Source organism: Sphingobium sp. UBA5915, from assembly GCF_002431195.1.
Taxonomy (GTDB): domain Bacteria; phylum Pseudomonadota; class Alphaproteobacteria; order Sphingomonadales; family Sphingomonadaceae; genus Sphingobium; species Sphingobium soli.
Genome location: NZ_DJDV01000037.1, coordinates 1 through 18,647, shown reverse-complemented (window position 1 = coordinate 18,647; position 18,647 = coordinate 1). Strand labels below are relative to the sequence as shown.

Sequence of the window (18,647 nt, the reverse complement as noted above, 5' to 3'; positions counted from 1 at the left end):
GCCAGCAGCGCCAGCGCGAATACATTGACCGCCAGGATGCGCGGGGTGAGGCTGACCCGCCCCGACCAGCGCTCTGGTGCGGGCAAGCGGTCATTCCTCGGAGAATCGGTATCCGGCGCCATAGAGCGTGTCGATTGCATTGAACTGGCTGTCTACCTCACGGAATTTGCGGCGCAGGCGCTTGATATGGCTGTCGATGGTGCGGTCATCGACATAGACGTCGTCCTGATAGGCGGCGTCCATCAGCTGGTTGCGGTTCTTGACCACGCCGGGGCGCTGGGCAAGCGTTTCCAGGATCAGAAATTCGGTGACGGTCAGCGTCACGTCCTTGCCGTCCCATTTGACCCGGTGCCGGGCCGGGTCCATTTTCAGCCGGCCGCGCACGATGGGTTCGGCCACCGGCTCGTCGCTGGTTTCGGGCGCGCGGTTCGCCTCGGCCCGGCGCAAAATGGCGCGGATGCGCGCGATCAGCAGCCGTTGCGAGAAGGGCTTGGAGATATAGTCGTCCGCACCCATGGCCAGGCCCAGCGCCTCGTCCAGCTCGTCGGCCTTGGAGGTGAGGAAGATGACGGGCATCGCGCTTTTTTCCCGCAGCCGCCGCAACAGCTCCAGCCCATCCATGCGCGGCATCTTGATATCGAAGACGGCAAGGTCGGCGGGATTGTCGAGCAGCGCCTTGAGCGCGCCTTCGGGGTCGGGATAGATGCGCGTGACGAAGCCTTCGGCCTGTAGCGCGATCGACACGGAGGTCAGGATATTCTTGTCGTCGTCCACCAATGCGATGGTTGCGGTCATGCGGCGTCCCGGACATGTCAGGTTGCAGAGCGCAGCAGCGTTAGACCATGGGGCGCGGGCCTGCAAGAAAGGCGCGCGGCATGGTCCGTCACGGTGCTGTCACGATCGCTGCGGCGCAGCATCGACTCAGTTTGACGCTGGGGGCGTCACGGCCTATGCCCAGCCTTGTCGGCAAGCCGGACGCCACGCCGTAAAACGGCGGGTTGCCGGGGAGCCGGATCGGCCGTCATCCTGATCATAGGGGCGGGCGACAACATATTCAGGAGCAAAGGCGTGCAGGCCAAATCCTCTATCACCCTGGCGGACCAGGGCATCACTACTCATGCCACCCAGCATTGGAATCTCGGCACCGCGCCGCTGGTCGAAGCGGCCGTGCGCAATGGCGAGGGCAAACTGTCGAAGGACGGCCCGCTGGTCGTCAAGACCGGCAAGCATACCGGCCGCAGCGCCAAGGACAAGTTCATCGTCCGCGACGCCGAAACCGAAAGCACCGTCTGGTGGGGCAACACCAATGTCGCGATGACGCCGGAGCATTTCGCCGCATTGAAGGACGATTTCTTCAAGGCGCTGGGCGAAAAGGAGACGCTCTACGTCGCCGACCTGTTTGGCGGGTCGCAGCCTGAGCACCGCGTCAATGTGCGCGTCATCAACGAATTTGCCTGGCACAATCTGTTCATCCGCACGCTGCTGGTGCGGCCGAGCGCTGAAGAACTGAGCGGGTTTGCGCCTGAATATACGATCATCGACCTGCCCAGCTTCCGCGCCGATCCCGCGCGCCATGGCTGCCGCAGCGAAACGGTGATCGCGGTCAACCTGACCGAAAAGCTGATCCTGATCGGCGGCACCGCCTATGCCGGCGAAATGAAGAAGAGCGTGTTCGGCATCCTCAACTATCTGCTGCCGGCCAAGGGTGTGATGCCGATGCATTGTTCGGCCAATATCGGCGCGAACGGCGATACGGCGGTGTTCTTCGGCCTCAGTGGCACCGGCAAGACCACGCTGTCGGCGGACGCCAGCCGCACGCTGATCGGTGACGACGAACATGGCTGGTCGGACACGGCGGTCTTCAATTTCGAGGGCGGCTGCTATGCCAAGATGATCAACCTGTCGGCCGAGGCCGAACCGGAAATCTTCGCCACCACCAAGCGGTTCGGCACGGTGCTGGAAAATGTCGTGATGGACGAGGAAACCCGCGCCATCGACCTGGATGACAACAGCCTCGCCGAAAATAGCCGCGGTTCCTACCCGATCGACTTCATCCCGAATACATCGGAGAAGAATTTGGGGCCGGTCCCGAAGAATATCATCTTCCTCACCGCCGACGCTTATGGCGTGCTGCCGCCGATCGCGCGGCTGACGCCCGAACAGGCGATGTACCACTTCCTGTCGGGCTATACCGCGCGCGTCGCGGGCACCGAAATCGGCGTGACGGAGCCGACCGCGACCTTCTCGACCTGCTTTGGCGCACCCTTCATGCCGCGCCATCCGTCGGTCTATGGCAATCTGCTGAAAGAACGGATCAACAAGGGCGGCGTCACCTGCTGGCTGGTCAACACCGGCTGGTCGGGTGGCAAGGCGACGATGCCGGGCATCAAGCGCATGCCGATCAAGGTCACGCGTGCGCTGCTTAACGCCGCGCTCGACGGCAGCCTGAACAACGCCCAGTTCCGCACCGACCCCAATTTCGGGTTCCAGGTGCCGGTCGCGGTGGAGGGGGTGGACTCGACCATTCTCGATCCGCGCGCATCCTGGGCGGATGGCGAGGCCTATGACGAAACGGCAGCAACGCTGGTCAAGGCCTTCGTCGACAATTTCGCGCAGTTCGAGGAGCATGTCGACGATGGCGTACGCGGCGCGGCGCTGACCGCCGCCTGACGCGAACGACAATATGACGGAAGGGGCGGGGACTATGGTTTCCCGCCCCTTTCTCATGGGGTCTGGTTTTCTCCATCTTTAAGCGACGGGGCTTTTTGCGTTGCCGCGGCGCCCCTGCTATTCTGCATGGATAGTGAAAAGGAGTGACGCGCATGTTCGACAGCATCATCGGTAAACTGGGCGGGCTGGAAGCAGTCGCCGCGCAGATCGGCGTCACGCCCGAGCAGATGCAGGCGCTGATGCGCGAAATCGCAGCAAAGATCGGGTCTGGCGAAACAAGCGTGGCGGCGCTCGCCGAAACCGCGGCGGAACATGGCGTGTCGGCCGACAAGTTGCAGCAATTGATGGCCGGTTTCGGCGGCCCCGAAGCGATCATGGGCCAGATCGGCAGCCTGTTCGACCGGGACGGCGACGGCAATCCCGCCAATGAACTCAGCGGCATCGCCAAAGGACTGTTCGGCTAAATCTCATAGGCAGGCAAAAGCCCGCGCTTTGGCCACCCCAAGTTTTTTTGGCCTTGCCTTCGCGGCGCGGACGGGCCAATTCGCGGCCATCTGAATTGTTGCGAATGATCCGCAACTAGAGCGGCGCTGGCCGCGCCCTGGCAAGCAAGGACGAAGTTAGTTGACCGACGTAACGACCGAAAAGCCGGTATTGGAACCCACCGGCGCGCTTTCCGTGGAAACCGTGTTGTCGGTGAAGCACTGGAACGAACATCTGTTCAGCTTCCGCATCACGCGCCCCGCCAGCTTCCGCTTCCGCTCGGGCGAGTTCGTGATGATCGGCCTCAAGGGCGACAATGGCAAGCCGCTGCTGCGCGCCTATTCGGTCGCCAGCCCCAGCTGGGACGAGGAAATCGAGTTTCTGTCGATCAAGGTGCAGGATGGCCCGCTGACGTCGCGGCTCCAACTGATCCAGCCGGGCGACCAGATTTATCTGGGCCGCAAGCCGACCGGCACGCTCGTCACCGACGCGCTGTTGCCGGGCAAGCGGCTCTTCATGCTGTCGACCGGTACGGGCCTTGCTCCCTTCCTCAGCCTGTCGCGCGACCCAGACGTCTATGCATTTTACGAGCAGGTCGTGATCGTCCACTCGGTACGCCGCGTGTCCGACCTGGCGTTCCGCGACGATCTGGAGGCCAAATGGGCCGAAGACCCGCTGGTGTCCGAACAGGCGCCCGCGCAATTCCATTATGTGCCCACCGTCACCCGCGAGCCCTTCGAGGGCAACACGCAGCGCATCGACGCGCTGGTCGAGAGCGGCGCGCTGTTCGAAGGGATTCCCGGCGCGAAGAAGTTCGACCCGGAAACCGACCGGATCATGATGTGCGGCAGCATGGAGATGATCAAGCAGTTCGCCGCCTATTTCGAAGGCGCCGGCTTTACCGAAGGCTCCAATGCGGCCCCCGGCCAGTTCGTGATCGAGCGCGCCTTCGTCGGCTGACGATGCGTGCGACGGGCGGGGCGCATGATGCGCGCCGCCCGCCCGTCGCCTTATCCTGCGGCCTTTGCCAGCCCCTTGGACAATTGCAGCACGCCATTGAGGCGCGCCTGCGGATCGCCCCAGGCGCGGTCCAGCACGATCTTGCTGTCGGGGCGCAGCCGGGCGACGCCATTCAACCGCTGGACATAGGCGACCAGATTTTCCGGCTTGGGGAAGCGATCCTCGAAAAAGGTGACGAGCGCGCCCTTGGGGCCGACATCGATCTTGGCGATGTTGGCGGCGAGGCAATTCTGCTTGATCTCAATGATCTTGAGCAGGTTTTGCGTCGGCAGCGGCAGCTTGCCGAAGCGGTCAATCAGTTCGGCGGCGAAGGATTCGAGGCCCTGGCGATCCTCCAGTTCGTTGATGCGGCGGTAAAGCCCCATGCGCAGGTCGAGGTCGGGCACAAAATCCTCCGGGATGAGGATCGGCGCATCGACGCTGATCTGCGGCGAAAACTCCTCGCTGCGCCGTTCCTCGGCAATGCCGCCTGCCTTGGCGTCCAGGATCGCGTCCTCCAGCATCGACTGGTAGAGTTCGAAGCCCACTTCCTTGATATGGCCCGACTGTTCGTCGCCGACCAGATTGCCCGCGCCGCGAATGTCGAGGTCATGGGAAGCAAGCTGGAAGCCTGCACCCAGCGTGTCGAGGTCCGACAACACCTTCAGCCGCTTTTCCGCCGTGTCGGTGATGATGCGGTTGGCGGGCGTCGTCATATAGGCATAGGCGCGCGTCTTCGACCGGCCGACGCGGCCGCGCAGCTGGTAGAGCTGGGCCAGGCCGAAGCGGTCGGCGCGGTGGATGATGAGCGTATTGGCGCTGGGAATGTCGAGGCCGGATTCGACAATGGTGGTGGACAGCAGCACATCGTAGCGTTTGTCGTAAAAGGCCGACATGCGCTCCTCCACATCGGTGGCGCTCATCTGACCGTGGGCGACGATCGGTTTGACCTCGGGCACCTCGTTGCGCAGAAACTCCTCGACTTCGGTAAGGTCGGCGATGCGCGGCACGACGAAAAAGCTCTGCCCACCGCGATAATGTTCGCGCAGCAGGGCTTCGCGGATGACCACCCCATCCCACGGCATGACATAGGTGCGCACCGCAAGCCGATCGACCGGCGGCGTCTGGATGACCGACAATTCGCGCAGACCCGACATCGCCATTTGCAGCGTGCGCGGAATCGGCGTGGCGGTCAGCGTCAACACATGGACGTCGGTCTTGAGGCCCTTCAACCGTTCCTTATGGGTGACGCCGAACCTCTGTTCCTCGTCCACGATGACAAGCCCCAGCCGCTTGAACTCGATGCCCTTGGCGAGCAGCGCATGGGTGCCAACGACAATGTCGATGCTGCCGTCGGCCAGGCCCGCCTTGACGGCCTTCGCCTCCTTGTCGGGGACGAGGCGGGACAGGCGGCCGATCTCGATCGGGAAACCACGGAAGCGGTCGACGAAATTCATGTGGTGCTGCCGCGCGAGCAGGGTGGTGGGGCAGATGACGACGACCTGCATCCCCGCCATCGCCGCGACGAAGGCGGCGCGGAGCGCAACCTCTGTCTTGCCGAACCCCACATCGCCGCACACCAGCCGGTCCATCGGCTTGCCCGCGCCAAGGTCCTCGATCACGTCGCTGATCGCCCGGTCCTGATCGTCGGTTTCCTGATAGGGGAAGCGGTCGACGAAAGCGGGATAGCCCGCGACATCGGGTTCGGCGACGGTGGCCGGGCGCAGCGCGCGGGCGGCGGCGGTCTTGAGCAGCTCGCCCGCGATTTCGCGGATCCGCTCCTTCATCTTCGCCTTGCGCCGCTGCCAGGCTTCGCCGCCCAGCTTGTCGAGGCTTACGCCGTCGGTTTCAGAGCCGTAGCGAGACAGGACCTCCAGATTTTCGACCGGAACGTAGAGCTTGTCGCCGCCGGCATATTCCAGCGCGACGCAATCATGCGCGGCCTTCGACACCGGGATTTGCGTCAGGCCATCATAGCGGCCAATGCCATGATCGCGATGGACGACCAGGTCGCCGGGCGTCAGCGTGGCAAGTTCCTGGAGAAAGGCGTCGGCATTCTTCTTGCGCTTGGCGCGGCGCACCAGCCGGTCGCCCAACATATCCTGTTCGGTCAGCACCGCGACATCGGGCGCGGTGAAACCATGGTCAAGGCCAAGGACGATCAGCGCCACGCGCCCGTCGGCGGCAAGGCCCAGCGCCTCCTGCCAGTCATCGGCCGCCGCGATGCGGGCCACGCCATGATCGGCGAGCAACCCGGACAGGCGTTCGCGCGCGCCCGTCGAATAGCTGGCGATCACCACTTTCTTCTTCTTGCGGCGCAGGCCGTCGATATGGGCGCTGACCGCGTCGTAGATATTGCTGTTCTGTGCGCGTTCGGGGGTGAAGTCGCGCGGTCCGTCCACCGCGAAGTCCAGCACGGTCGCGCTTTCGGGCTCATGGAAAGGCGTCGTCGCGTGCATCGGCAGCGATGCGACCGCCGCGTCCCATTCGGCGGCGTCGAGATAGAGGGCGTCGGGTTTGAGCGGACGATAGGAGCCCGGATCGGATGATTTCGCCTGCACCCGGTTGGCGTGATAATCGCGGATTGCCTCGAACCGGTTTTCCGCCGCGCCCGCGACCCCGGAATCGCGCACGATCACCGCATCGCCCAGATGGTCGGTCAGCGGGACCAGCTTTTCCTCGAACAGCGGCAGCCAATGTTCCATGCCGGCCAGGCGGCGGCCGTCACTCACCGCCTGATAGAGCGGGTCGCCGGTCGCGGTCGCGCCAAATGTCTCGCGATAGCGCAGCCGGAACCGTTTAATCGTATCCTCGTCCAGCAATGCTTCTGACGCCGGGAGCAGGGTGAAGCCATCGACGCTGCCCGTGGTGCGCTGGTCGGCCGGGTCGAACCGGCGCACCGTCTCGATTTCGTCACCGAAAAAGTCGAGGCGCAACGGCTGGTCCTCGCCGCCGGGGAACAGGTCGACAATGCCGCCGCGGATGGCGAATTCGCCCCGGTCATGGACCGTATCGGTGCGGACATAGCCATTGGCCTGCAACATCTCGGCCAGCCGCTGGATCGCGATCCGCTCCTTGGGCGCGAGTTTCGCCACCAATTGCCGCACGCGAAAGGGGGTCAGCGTGCGCTGCGTCATCGCCGCCAGCGTGGTGACGACCAGTTGCGGCCCCTTGGGCTTGACCTGCAAGGCGTGGAGACCCGCCAGACGCGCAGACGCCGCGCGCAGCGACGGGCTGGCGCGATCATAGGGCAGGCAGTCCCAGGCCGGAATGTCAATCAGCTCCAGTTCCGGGGCGAAGGTGGGCGCGGTGTCGGCGATGGCCCGCGCCTGCTGTTCGTCGGCGGCAATGAAGACGGCGCGGCCCGATGCCGCCCTGCCCGCCGCGCGCGCCAGGTCCGCAAGCAGCCAGGGCAGGAAACCGGCCGGCGCGCCAGCGAGCGTGATCGGCGCCTTGGCGCTGAGGATTTTCTGAAGGTCGGTCATAGGATATTCGTCATTCCCGCGAAGGCGGGAATCCATGCCCCATGCCTTGCAAAATTGGGCTGTCGCCCGGACATCGATCCCCGCCCAGCGGGAAGGAAGCAACTACACGATCTTCACGAAATCGAGTTTCAGGAACCGGTCCATCATCGGGCCTTTCCATTCGTCGGGCACGGGGATCGTCCCCATCGCCCAGCCCATGATGTCGGCATCCTGTTCTTCCATGAAGCGCTCAAACCACGCGATTTCCTCTTCGTTCCAGGTCGCATGATAGCGGTCGAAGAAACCGCCGACGGTATAATCCGATTCGCGCGTCCCCCGGTGCCAGGCGCGAAACTTCATGCGGCGCAGATGGGGAGTGTCGGTCATGGTCATTCGCTTCATCCGTTCGTCCTGATTAGCCGCTGAGCGAAGTCGAAGCGGCGTATCGAAGGATCGTTCGACGCAGAATGCTTCGATACGGGTCTTCGAGGTCGCTCCGCCCCACTCAGCACGAACGGCTGTAAAGAGGTGCGAGCCGCCATTTGTGCCACCGTCCCGGCTGGGCTAGAGCGCGTGAGATAGCCATGCGACCCGATATTCTCAATCCGCTCTTTGCCGAAATTTCCTTGTTCAAGGGGGTAGGGCCGGCGCTGGCCCGTCCGCTGGAGCGACTGGACCTCAAACGCGCGGTCGATGTCGCCTTTCATCTGCCGGTGAGCTGGGTCGATCGTCACCTCACCGACCGGCTCGACATGGCCGATGCGGGGCGAATCATCGGCACGCTGCTGACGCCGGTCGATTATCGCGCCGGTGGCAGCGCGCGTGCGCCGTTTCGCGTGCTGGCGGTAGACGGGCAGGGCAATGGCGTCGCCCTCGTCTATTTCGGGAAGAATAGCGGCTGGCCGCGCAAGCTGTTGCCGCTGAACGAACCCAAATTCGTGTCGGGCAAGCTGGAGGCCTATGGCGAAAACCTCCAGATCGTCCATCCCGACCATGTGCTGCCGCCCGAGGAAGCCGATACGGTGCCCGCGCGCGAATCGGTCTATGGCCTGTCCGAAGGACTGACCAACAACCGGATGCGCGACCTGGCGGCGCAGGCGCTGGCGCGCGCGCCCGACCTGCCCGAATGGATCGAACCCAGCCTGCTGGCGCGCAAGGGGTGGCCCGCCTGGCGCGAGGCGCTGGCTCGTGCCCATGCCGATCCGGGCGATGGACCCGCGCGCGAACGGCTCGCCTATGACGAGGTTTTCGCCGGGCAACTGGCGCTGATGCTGGTGCGGCAATCGTCGCGGCGCAGGCGCGGCGTGTCGATCCAGGGCGACGGGCGGCTGCGCGCGATGCTGAAACTGCCCTTCGCGCCGACGGGCGCGCAGCGCCGCGCCATCGGCGAGATTGAGGGCGACATGGCGCAGGCGACGCCGATGCTGCGGCTGCTGCAAGGGGATGTCGGCTCGGGCAAGACGCTGGTCGCGCTGATGGCGCTGCTCAATGCGGTGGAGGCGGGGATGCAGGGGGCGATGCTGGCCCCGACCGAGATATTGGCGCGGCAGCATCATGAAACGCTGCGCAAGATGACATCGGGCCTGCCCATTGAAATCGCGATCCTGACCGGGCGCGAAAAGGGCAAGGTGCGCGAAGCGACGCTGATGGGCCTCGCCGACGGCAGCATCGACATATTGGTTGGCACCCACGCCATCTTTCAGGAAGCGGTGCGCTACAAGGCGCTGGGTCTGGCCGTGATCGACGAACAGCATCGCTTTGGCGTCGCGCAGCGGATGATGCTGGCGAACAAGGCCGAACGCGCGCCGCATCTGCTGGTGATGACGGCGACGCCGATCCCGCGCACGCTGACGCTGACCTATTATGGCGAAATGGACGTGTCGCGGCTGGATGAAATGCCGCCGGGCCGCCAGCCGATCCAGACATTGGTGATGGCAGCGAGCCGACTGGATGAAGTGGTCGATGCGCTCGCCCGCCATGTGGACGGCGGCGGGCAGGCCTATTGGGTGTGCCCGCTGGTCGAGGAAAGCGAAACCAGTGACCAGGCCGCGGCCGAGGCGCGGGCGGAATCGCTGCGGCTGCGCTTTGGCGAGCGCGTCGGCCTGGTCCATGGCCGGATGAAGGGACCGGAAAAGGACGCCGCGATGGAGGCCTTTGCCGGCAACCGCACGCAGATATTGGTGGCGACTACGGTGATCGAGGTGGGCGTCGATGTGCCCAACTCCAGCCTTATCATCATCGAGGGCGCGGACCGGTTCGGCCTGGCGCAATTGCATCAGCTGCGCGGTCGGGTGGGGCGCGGCGACAAGTCATCGACCTGCCTGCTGTTGCGCGGCAACGCCTTGGGCGAAACATCGCGCGCGCGGCTGGCGCTGATGCGCGAGACCAATGACGGGTTCCGCATCGCCGAGGAGGACCTGAAATTGCGCGGCGCGGGGGAGGTGCTGGGCACGCGCCAGTCGGGCGATGCGGTGATGAAACTGGCCACCCCGGAGCATGTCGCGGCGCTGGTGGACGCGGCGCGTGATGACGCGCATCTGTTGATCGAACGCGATGGCGGGCTGGACAGCGCGCGGGGGCAGGCCGCGCGTACCTGCCTCTATCTGTTCGAAAAGGATGCGGCCGTAGGATTGCTGCGCGGCGGGTGACGCGCACGCCAATCGAACCGGCAAGGCGGATAGAAATGTCCTCCCTGATCGTTCCATGCCGGCATCTGTAAAGGAGCGTGCCGTGCGACAATGTGGGTTTCTGGTGGCCGTGCTGGCGCTGGCGGCGTGCCATTCGGCGCCGCAGGCGGAACAGACCGACGCGACCATCGCTAATGCTGAAACGGAAGTCGCTGCCAGCAATGCTGGCCAGCCCGCACCGACGCCAGATACAGGCAGCGGCGCCATGACCGAGGCCGACAGGCCGGCGGGTGCGGGGATAACATCCTCCATGCGCGACTGCCATTTCGAGGTGGACGGCAAGCGGCTGATTGACGGGCCTTGCCGTGTCTTTCCGATGGGAAAGGACCAATATACGCTCAACACATGGGACGGCGGCAAACCGCGCCAGTCGCATTTTGCGGTTGTCACGACACAGAGCGACGGCCACACGATCGCGACCTGGAACAAGGAGCCGGATGACAGCCGGGCCTATGACCCGCTGGGCGTCGTCACGAAGCGCGACGGATGCTGGGTGAATGCGCGGACCCGGATCTGCGTGCAATAAATCAATCGCCATTCCGTTCATGCTGCGCCTGCGAAACAATTTGCGGGCAATGACGTTGCCTACTTCATGCCGGACATCAGCCTGACCAATATCACGTCGCTGGCCGCGGTTTCCATCGCGTCTTCGGTCGTTGCGGCCTTTCTGATCCACTGGGTGCTCTACGCCATTGCCGTGCGCGTGGTGCGCGCGCGCATGACGCCGATCCTTTTGCCCGCCATCTTCCAACCGACGCGCTGGCTGGTCGTGTTGTTCGCGCTGGGCGCGGGCGTCCAGCCGCTGGAGCTTGGGCCTCGGGTGGAGGCGCTCTGGTCGATCGGGTCGAAGATGCTTTTTGCGCTGCTGGCCGGCTGGCTGCTGCTGCGCACCCTGCGCGCCGTTCGGCAAATGATCGAGAGCCATAGCGACATCAACGCCGAGGATAATCTCAAGGCGCGGCAGCGGCACACGCGCGTGCGTATCCTCTATCGCATCGCCCAGAGCATGATCGCGGTGCTGGTGATCGCGATGGTGCTGATCGCCATTCCGGGGGTACGGTCGATCGGCGTGACGCTGGCGGCGTCGGCGGGTCTTGTCGGCCTGGCGGTGGGCGCGGCGGCGCAGCCTGCGCTCAAAAATCTGATCGCCGGCATCCAGATGGCCTTTTCCGAACCCATCCGCCTTGACGATGTGGTGATCGTGGAGGGCGAATGGGGCCGGATCGAGGATATCACGCTGACCTTCGTCGCGGTCCGAATCTGGGACGACCGGCGCATGGTGGTGCCGGTGTCCTATTTTCTGGAAAAACCGTTCCAGAACTGGACGACGAGAACGTCGGACCTGCTGGGCACGGTGTTCTTCTATGTCGATCCAGTGGCTGACGTCGGGCGGATCCGCGACGCCTTCGTCGATGCGGTCAAGGCAAACCGCCGGTGGGACGGGCGGGTCGCCATCCTGCAAGTGACTGACCATCGCGCCGACGCACTGGAATTGCGCGGACTATTGTCCGCGCGCAACGCCGGCATCGCGTTCGACCTGCGCTGTGAAGTGCGCGAAGCGGTGATGGACTTTTTGCGTATGCAGATGCCCGAAGCGCTGGTGCGCAGCCGCCATCGGCTGGAGCCGGGAGAGGGCTTTGAACAGTGGGCGCCGCCTACCAGGCCGTCTGCCGCGGCGGAATGAGCGCCATCATCGCGTCATAGAGGCGCGGACTGACGGGGGTCAGAAACTCCATGCCGACCCGGCCATTTTCCGCCCAGCGGATTTCGGCGGCATAATCCTTCACCACCGGCAGCCAGATGGTGATCCGCTCTCCGGTCAGCAGGGACTCGTCCGATCGGCACATCAGCCCGAGCGCCGAGATGTTGATGACCCGCACGCCATGGGTTTGCCCGCGCGCGGTGACGTGGCTGACGAGGTCCACCAGGTGACGCTTAGCCCGACGCTGTTCGACCGACGGGTCGCGCGATCGCATCACATGGTCGAGATTGGCGAAGACCGAGTTAGGCATGGCCGCAAGCCTAAGCATGCGATCATGAACGAGATACGCAAAAACAGGCTTAGCAGCAGGTTAAGCCTTTTCCAGCCATGCCATGATCCCGTTGACGGAGCGGGGTTTTTCCCCGGCGCGCGTCAATCGATGACCAGCCCATGCTTCTTGGCGCCGAAACTCAACTTGTCGCCGGCTTTCAGCAGAACCGCCGGATCGGTAACGACCACGCCATTCACCTTGATCGCCCCTTCGCTCAGCTTCCGGCGCACTTCCTTGTTGGACGTGGCAAAGCCAAGTCCGGTGGTCGCCTGAACGACGCTCAACCCTTCGCTGCCCAGACTGATCGTTGGCAAATTGGCGTCGGATGCGCCTTCCTCGAACGTGCGGCGCGCGGTTTCGGCGGCCGCGGTGGCGGCGTCCGCGCCATGCGCCATGGCAGTCGCCGCGTCGGCGAGGACTTTCTTGGCGTCGTTGATCTCTGCCCCTTCAAGCCGTTCGAGGCGGGCGATTTCATCCAGCGGCAGGTCGGTGAACAGCCGCATGAAACGCCCGACATCGGCGTCCTGCGTATTGCGCCAGAATTGCCAATAGTCATAGGGTGACAGTGCATCGGCGTTCAGCCACACCGCACCCTTGGCGGTCTTGCCCATCTTGCCGCCATCCGCCGTGGTGATGAGCGGGGAGGTGAGACCGAACACTTGCGTGCCATCGACGCGGCGCGACAGTTCGATGCCGTTGACGATATTGCCCCACTGGTCGGAGCCGCCCATCTGGAGGCGGCACCCGGCACGCCGCGACAGCTCCAGGAAATCATAGGCCTGCAAGATCATGTAATTGAATTCAAGAAAGCTGAGCGATTGTTCGCGGTCCAGACGCAGCTTCACGCTGTCGAAGCTCAGCATCCGGTTGACCGAGAAATGCTGGCCGATGTCGCGCAGGAAGGGGATATATTCGAGGGCATCGAGCCAGTCGGCATTGTCGACCATGATTGCATCGCTCGGGCCGTCGCCGAAGGTCAGGAAGCGTTCGAACACCCGCTTGATGCTGGCGACATTCTCGTTGATCTTGTCCACCGTCAGCAGCGACCGCGCCTCGTCGCGCAGCGAAGGGTCGCCGATCTTGCCAGTGCCGCCGCCCATCAGGACGATCGGCTTGTGCCCGGCCTGCTGCATCCGGCGCAGCATCATGATCTGCACCAGGCTGCCGACATGGAGCGAGGGCGCGGTGGGATCAAAGCCGATATAGCCCGGCACCACGTCGCGCGCGGAGAGAGCATCAAGGCCCTGCGCGTCGGTCAGCTGGTGGATATAGCCTCGCTCGTCGAGCAGGCGCAGCAGTTGGGACTGATATTGGCTCATGGCGCGCGCCTGTAGCATCGCGGAGAGTTGAGCGAAAGATACCGTTCGCCCCGCGCTTGTCGAAGCGCGCGACTTGTTTCAAGGATAGTGGTTGCACAGGTTCAGCCCCGAACGGATTTTTCCTTTATGCCTCAATCGACCCTGGCCATCGGCCTCATGTCCGGCACATCGCGCGACGGCATTGACGCCGCGCTCATCGAAACGGATGGGGAGGGCGCAGTTGCGGCGCTGGAATTTCACGCCATGGCCTATGACGAGGGCTTTCGCCTGCGCCTGGCCGAAGCGTGCCAGCGCGCGATGGCGATGGAGCGGCCGGGCTTCGAACCGCTGATTGCATCCGTCGAGGCGGAGTTGACCGAACGCCATGTGCAGGCAGTGGCCGACCTGCTGGGGCGCAGCGGCCATGTCGCGCAGGATATCGGCGTGATCGGCTTTCACGGCCATACGCTCGCCCATCGGCCGGAACGCGGCTGGACCTGGCAGATTGGTGATGGCGCGGGGCTGGCCGGGGCGTTTGGCATCCCGGTGGTCGCGGATTTGCGCCAGGCCGATGTCGTTGCAGGCGGGCAGGGCGCGCCGCTGCTGCCGGTCTATCACCGCGCGCTGGCCGATGGGCTGGCCAAGCCCGCCGCGATCCTCAATTTGGGCGGGGTCGCCAACATCACCGTCATCGGGTTGGACGGCGCGCTGATCGCGTTTGACACCGGCATGGCGAGCGGCCTCATTGACAATTGGATGCAGACGCAGGGCAACGCGTCCTATGATGAAGGCGGGGCCTGCGCGGCGCGGGGGCAGGTGAACGGGGCAATTCTGGCCGCGATGCTGGCCGACCCCTGGTTCGATCTGCCGCCGCCCAAGAGTATCGACCGCGAAGCCTTTTCGATCGAGGCGGTGCGCGGCCTTTCTCTGGAGGATGGCGCGGCGACGCTGACGGCCTTCACCGCGGCCGCGGTGGCGCGCGCGATCGACCATCTGCCCGAGCGCCCGGCCGAAATCCATGTCGCGGGCGGCGGCCGGCATAACGCCACGCTGATGGCGATGATCGCCGAGCGGACGGGGGCCAGAGTGCTTGGCGTCGATCATCTGGGCTGGGACGGCGACGCGCTGGAGGCGCAGGGCTTTGCCTATATGGCGGTGCGGCACTTAAAAGCCCTGCCGATCAGCTTTCCGGGTACGACCGGCGCGCCTGCGCCCATGACGGGCGGCGTGCTGTTCCGCCCCTAGGCGCGCTGGTCCATCAGATCGGCATGTCGCGCCATGTTCCCGGCGCCACGCCATCGAGCGTCCAGTCGCCGATGCGCCAGCGCACCAGTCGCAGCGTCGGGTGCCCGACGGCGGCGGTCATCCGGCGCACCTGCCGGTTGCGCCCTTCGCGGATGGTGAGGCTGATCCAGCAATCGGGCACGGTCTTGCGGAAACGCACCGGCGGATCGCGCGGCCAGAGTGTAGGCGGATCGATCCGCTCCGCCTCCGCCGGCAGGGTCGGCCCGTCCTTCAGGCTCACGCCGGCGCGCAAGCAGGCAAGCGCATCGGGCGTCACATCGCCTTCCACCTGCACCAGATAGGTTTTGGGCGTCTTGAAGCGCGGATTGGAGATGCGCGCCTGCAACCGTCCATCGTCGGTCAGCAGCAGCAGCCCCTCGCTGTCGCGGTCGAGCCGCCCGGCGGGATAGACGCGCGGCACGTCGATGAAGTCCGACAAGGTGCGCCGGTCCGCACCGATGCTGGAATCGGTAAACTGCGACAGCACGTCATAGGGTTTGTTGAACAGGATCAGCCGGGCCATGGCGGGTCAGTCCTCTTGCCCGTCATCGATCATCAGGCTGCCCTGATTGACGAGCGTCACGAGCAGGCCGACGCCCGCAACCATCGACGGATCGAGCGCCAGCGTCGGGTGCGCGCAGAGTTGCTGCGCCAATATCGCCAGATCGCCCGCGCAAGGATAGGCGCTGCCATCGACGAATAGAGTCACGCCATCCTCTTCGCGCAGGAAGGCGAAGCGGCTCGCCGGATTGCGCCACAATTGCGCGCCCTCGTCGATCAGGGCCAACAGTTCCTCGGCGGTGACGGGGTCTTCCTGTCGCCAGTCCGCGTCCGCATATTTGGGCGTCGTCACATGCTGGCCGAACCAGGCGGCGAAGGCGGACCTGTCGGCCATCGCCGCGATCGTCATGGCGTGCAGCCGCGCGATCGCGTCGGGTTCGATCTCTCCGGGGCTGGCGGCGGATTGAATGTCGGGATCGGCATAGAGGTCATCGTCGGGCATCTGTGCCGCCAGATGGTCGGCCCATTCGACCAGCATGTCGGGCCGCGACGGCGCGCGAAAGCCGATCGAATAGGTCATGCAATCATCGCCCACCGCAACGCCCTCATGCGCGAAGCCGGGCGGGACGTAGAGAATGTCGCCCGGCTCCAGCACCCATTCGTCAGTCGCGGCAAAATCGGGCAGCAGGCGCAGATCGCGATGCGGGCGCAACGCCGTGTCGCGGTCGCAGCGCTGCCCCACGCGCCAGCGCCGCCGGCCCAGCCCCTGAACCAGAAACACGTCATATTGGTCGAAATGCGGCCCGACCCCGCCGCCGTCGCTGGCATAGCTCACCATCACATCGTCGATCCGCCAGTCGGGGATGAAGCGGAAGGGCGCGATCAGTGCAGCGACATCGGGGGCGTGATGATCGACCGCCTGCACCAGCAGGGTCCAGGGCGACCCGCCCAATGTCGCAAACCGATCGTCGGCAAAGGGGCCATGTTCCAGCGCCCAGTCGCCGTCCGTCTGCACCACGATCCGCGATTCGACCCCTTCTTCGCAGGCAAGGCCCGCCAGTTCGTCAGGCTCCAGCGGATTGGCCCACGCGCCCCAGGGGTTGCGGATCAGGAGCGGCTGCTTTTGCCAATGATCGCGCAGGAAGGATTGGACGTCGAAGGAGGAAAACATGGATGCTCGCGGAACGGGAAGGAATGCGATGGCTTTGCCCGTCGCAGCGGCCGCTGACAAGCGCGACGCAGGCGGGACCGTGCAGGGCACGCCATTGGCTGATGCAGGTTGGGCCGGCGCGGAACCGCGCGGCGCTCCCAACGCTTCCATGTTCATGTTCTTCGATACCCTGCACGGCCTCATGCGCGTCCTTGTTATCTCCGTGCTCGCCTATGCCTGGCTGGTCTTTGTCCTGCGCCTGTCGGGCAAGAGATCGCTCGCCAAGCTCAACGCGTTCGATCTGGTGGTCACGGTCGCGCTCGGGTCCACGCTGGCGACGGTGCTGCTGACCAAGGATGTCGCCTTTGCCGAAGGGGCGCTGGCCTTCTGCATGCTGGCGCTGCTGCAATGGATCGTCGCGCAATTGTCGATCCGGTCCTCCTGGTTCAGCGACCTGGTCCGCTCCCGCCCCCGGTTGCTGGTGGAGGATGGCGATTTTCGCGACGGGGCGATGCGCGACGAACGCGTCACCCGCGCGGAGGTGGAAGCGTCGATCCGCAAGAGCGGCATCGGCCGCATCGAGGATGTGGGCGCGGTCGTGCTGGAAAGCGATGGCAGCATGAGCGTGCTTGAACGATCGGACGGCGCCTATACGGTGCTGCGATCGGTCGTGCGCTGACCGACCAATCGCAGGCGGGGGCGGGACAGGCATGGCGGAACTGCAACTGATCGACTTTGGCATGTTGCTGGTCGTCACGTCACTGGTGGCGATCGTGTCGCGGCGCATCGGGCTGCCCTATACGGCGGGGCTGGTGGCGGCGGGCATCGTGCTGGCGCTGCTGCCGATCGGCATCGACCTGCCGCTGTCGCGCGAACTGATCTTCAACATCTTCCTGCCGCCGCTGATCTTCGAGGCGGCGTTGCAAATGCCCTGGAAGCGGCTGCGCGATCAACTGCCGCTGACGATCACGCTCGCCTTTCTGGGCGTCGCCATTTCCGCCTCGGTGGTGGCGGGCGGCCTTCACTGGTTGCTCGGATGGAGCTGGCTGGGCGCGGCTTTTTTCGGCGTGTTGATCGCCGCGACCGACCCGGTGTCCGTCATCGCCGCCTTCAAGGAGATGCGGGCTGAGCCGCGCCTGGGGATGGTGGTCGAGTCCGAAAGTCTGCTCAATGACGGCGTCGCCGCCGTGGGCTTTTCGATCCTTCTGGGGTTGGCGGGCGGCGGCGCGCTGACCCCTGTCGCGGCGGCGGGCGCGCTTGCCTGGACGGTGTTGGGCGGGATCGCGTCGGGCGGAACCGTCGCCTTCGTCCTCCTGAAACTGGCTGGGCGCACGGAGGATCATCTGGTCGAAATCACGCTGACGACGGTCATCGCCTGGGGCAGTTTCCTGCTGGCGGAACATCTGGGCGCATCGGGTGTGTTCGCTGCGCTGGTCGCCGGGGTCATTGTCGGCAATCTGGGTTGGCGGCGCGCCATTTCCGAAAATGGGCGCGGCCATGTGCTCGGCTTTTGGGAATATGCCGCCTTCCTTGCCAATTCGCTGCTGTTCCTGATGATCGGCAGTCATGAGGCGCATCAGCCGCTCGCGCTGGTGTCCGGCGCGCTGGCCGTGGTCATCGCGCTGACGCTGGTCGGCCGCGCGGCGGCGGTTTACCCCATCGCCCTGCTGTTCCGTCCGACCCGTCTGCGCCTCCCCGGTCCGTATCAGCATGTGCTGCTGTGGGGCGGGCTGCGCGGCGCGGTGGGGCTTGCGCTGGCGCTGGCGGTGCCGGAAAGCGTGCCGGAGCGTGGACAGATCATCGTGCTGGCGTTCGGCGTGGTGGCCTTTTCGATCTTCCTCCAGGGGCTGACCATGCCGCCGCTGCTGCGCCGCTGGAAACTGACGGGTCAGGATGATCCTGACGACGCGCCATCGGCCTGACAGTCAAATAAGATATCGAATTTTGCGGCGACTATGCCAAAGCGGGCGATAACCAGCCACGCCGGAGACCGTTTTCCCATGCATATCACTCGCCGCGACCTGCTAGCCTCCGGCGCCAGTGCGCTGGCCCTGTCCGCCCTGCCGCCCCGTGCGCGC

General features: G+C 65.0%; 16 protein-coding genes. 9 read left to right on the top strand and 7 right to left on the bottom strand.

All coding sequences use genetic code 11. The features are described from left to right. Positions 1 to 90: 90 nt before the first annotated feature. Positions 91 to 795 carry a response regulator transcription factor gene (locus B2V90_RS05150; RefSeq protein WP_009820949.1) on the bottom strand — a complete coding sequence of 235 codons (705 nt, stop codon included), beginning with the start codon at positions 793 to 795 and terminating at the stop codon, positions 91 to 93. A 273-nt stretch (positions 796 to 1,068) separates the two neighbouring features. Here B2V90_RS05150 and B2V90_RS05145 point away from each other — a divergent pair, with 273 nt between their 5' ends. From B2V90_RS05145 to B2V90_RS05135, 3 genes are all read left to right on the top strand, one after another. Then, positions 1,069 to 2,670 (top strand): phosphoenolpyruvate carboxykinase, encoded by a 1,602-nt coding sequence (locus B2V90_RS05145; protein ID WP_228222095.1) that lies wholly within the window; start codon positions 1,069 to 1,071, stop codon positions 2,668 to 2,670. A 152-nt stretch (positions 2,671 to 2,822) separates the two neighbouring features. After that, positions 2,823 to 3,134: a hypothetical protein gene (locus tag B2V90_RS05140; RefSeq protein WP_228222094.1), complete on the top strand. Its 312-nt coding sequence runs from the start codon at positions 2,823 to 2,825 to the stop codon at positions 3,132 to 3,134. A gap of 160 nt (positions 3,135 to 3,294) precedes the next feature. Next, entirely contained in the window at positions 3,295 to 4,113 is an 819-nt protein-coding gene (locus B2V90_RS05135) for a ferredoxin--NADP reductase (protein WP_228222093.1), read from the top strand. Between the two features lie 50 nt (positions 4,114 to 4,163). Here B2V90_RS05135 and mfd read toward each other — a convergent pair whose 3' ends face one another. Next, on the bottom strand, positions 4,164 to 7,637 hold the full coding sequence (mfd, locus tag B2V90_RS05130) for a transcription-repair coupling factor (protein WP_228222126.1): 3,474 nt from the start codon (positions 7,635 to 7,637) through the stop codon (positions 4,164 to 4,166). Positions 7,638 to 7,739: 102 nt separating this feature from the next. Next, the gene (locus tag B2V90_RS05125) at positions 7,740 to 8,003 is read right to left on the bottom strand and encodes a succinate dehydrogenase assembly factor 2 (protein ID WP_228222125.1); all 264 of its coding nucleotides are present in this window, start codon (positions 8,001 to 8,003) and stop codon (positions 7,740 to 7,742) included. Positions 8,004 to 8,200: 197 nt separating this feature from the next. Between B2V90_RS05125 and recG the strand changes: the two genes are divergently transcribed. From recG to B2V90_RS05110, 3 genes are all read left to right on the top strand, one after another. Further along, entirely contained in the window at positions 8,201 to 10,264 is a 2,064-nt protein-coding gene (gene recG / locus B2V90_RS05120; RefSeq protein WP_228222092.1) for an ATP-dependent DNA helicase RecG, read from the top strand. 82 nt (positions 10,265 to 10,346) lie between these two features. Next, a complete protein-coding gene (locus B2V90_RS05115; protein ID WP_293920081.1) occupies positions 10,347 to 10,829 on the top strand; it encodes a hypothetical protein in 483 nt (160 codons plus the stop codon). A gap of 66 nt (positions 10,830 to 10,895) precedes the next feature. After that, positions 10,896 to 11,987, top strand: a complete 1,092-nt coding sequence (locus tag B2V90_RS05110) for a mechanosensitive ion channel family protein (protein WP_228222090.1) — start codon at positions 10,896 to 10,898, stop codon at positions 11,985 to 11,987. Here B2V90_RS05110 and B2V90_RS05105 read toward each other — a convergent pair. Continuing rightward, complete coding sequence (locus tag B2V90_RS05105; protein WP_009820958.1) at positions 11,959 to 12,315, bottom strand: PilZ domain-containing protein; 357 nt, start codon at positions 12,313 to 12,315, stop codon at positions 11,959 to 11,961. The two genes, B2V90_RS05110 and B2V90_RS05105, sit on opposite strands and share 29 nt — an antisense overlap. A 122-nt stretch (positions 12,316 to 12,437) precedes the next feature. Continuing rightward, positions 12,438 to 13,655, bottom strand: coding sequence for a tyrosine--tRNA ligase (gene tyrS, locus B2V90_RS05100; protein WP_228222089.1), 1,218 nt, complete (start codon positions 13,653 to 13,655; stop codon positions 12,438 to 12,440). 126 nt (positions 13,656 to 13,781) lie between these two features. Between tyrS and B2V90_RS05095 the strand changes: the two genes are divergently transcribed. Beyond that, positions 13,782 to 14,879 carry an anhydro-N-acetylmuramic acid kinase gene (locus B2V90_RS05095; RefSeq protein ID WP_228222088.1) on the top strand — a complete coding sequence of 366 codons (1,098 nt, stop codon included), beginning with the start codon at positions 13,782 to 13,784 and terminating at the stop codon, positions 14,877 to 14,879. A 13-nt stretch (positions 14,880 to 14,892) separates the two neighbouring features. Here B2V90_RS05095 and B2V90_RS05090 read toward each other — a convergent pair whose 3' ends face one another. Both B2V90_RS05090 and B2V90_RS05085 read right to left on the bottom strand, forming a co-directional pair. Continuing rightward, the gene (locus tag B2V90_RS05090) at positions 14,893 to 15,441 is read right to left on the bottom strand and encodes a pseudouridine synthase (protein ID WP_228222087.1); all 549 of its coding nucleotides are present in this window, start codon (positions 15,439 to 15,441) and stop codon (positions 14,893 to 14,895) included. A gap of 6 nt (positions 15,442 to 15,447) precedes the next feature. After that, on the bottom strand, positions 15,448 to 16,590 hold the full coding sequence (locus B2V90_RS05085; RefSeq protein WP_228222086.1) for a cupin domain-containing protein: 1,143 nt from the start codon (positions 16,588 to 16,590) through the stop codon (positions 15,448 to 15,450). Positions 16,591 to 16,618: 28 nt separating this feature from the next. On the opposite strand from B2V90_RS05085, the gene B2V90_RS05080 reads away from it, so the two are divergent. After that, a complete protein-coding gene (locus B2V90_RS05080) occupies positions 16,619 to 17,248 on the top strand; it encodes a DUF421 domain-containing protein (protein ID WP_228222085.1) in 630 nt (209 codons plus the stop codon). Positions 17,249 to 17,279: 31 nt separating this feature from the next. Further along, the gene (locus B2V90_RS05075; RefSeq protein WP_228222084.1) at positions 17,280 to 18,491 is read left to right on the top strand and encodes a cation:proton antiporter; all 1,212 of its coding nucleotides are present in this window, start codon (positions 17,280 to 17,282) and stop codon (positions 18,489 to 18,491) included. Positions 18,492 to 18,647 lie beyond the last annotated feature (156 nt).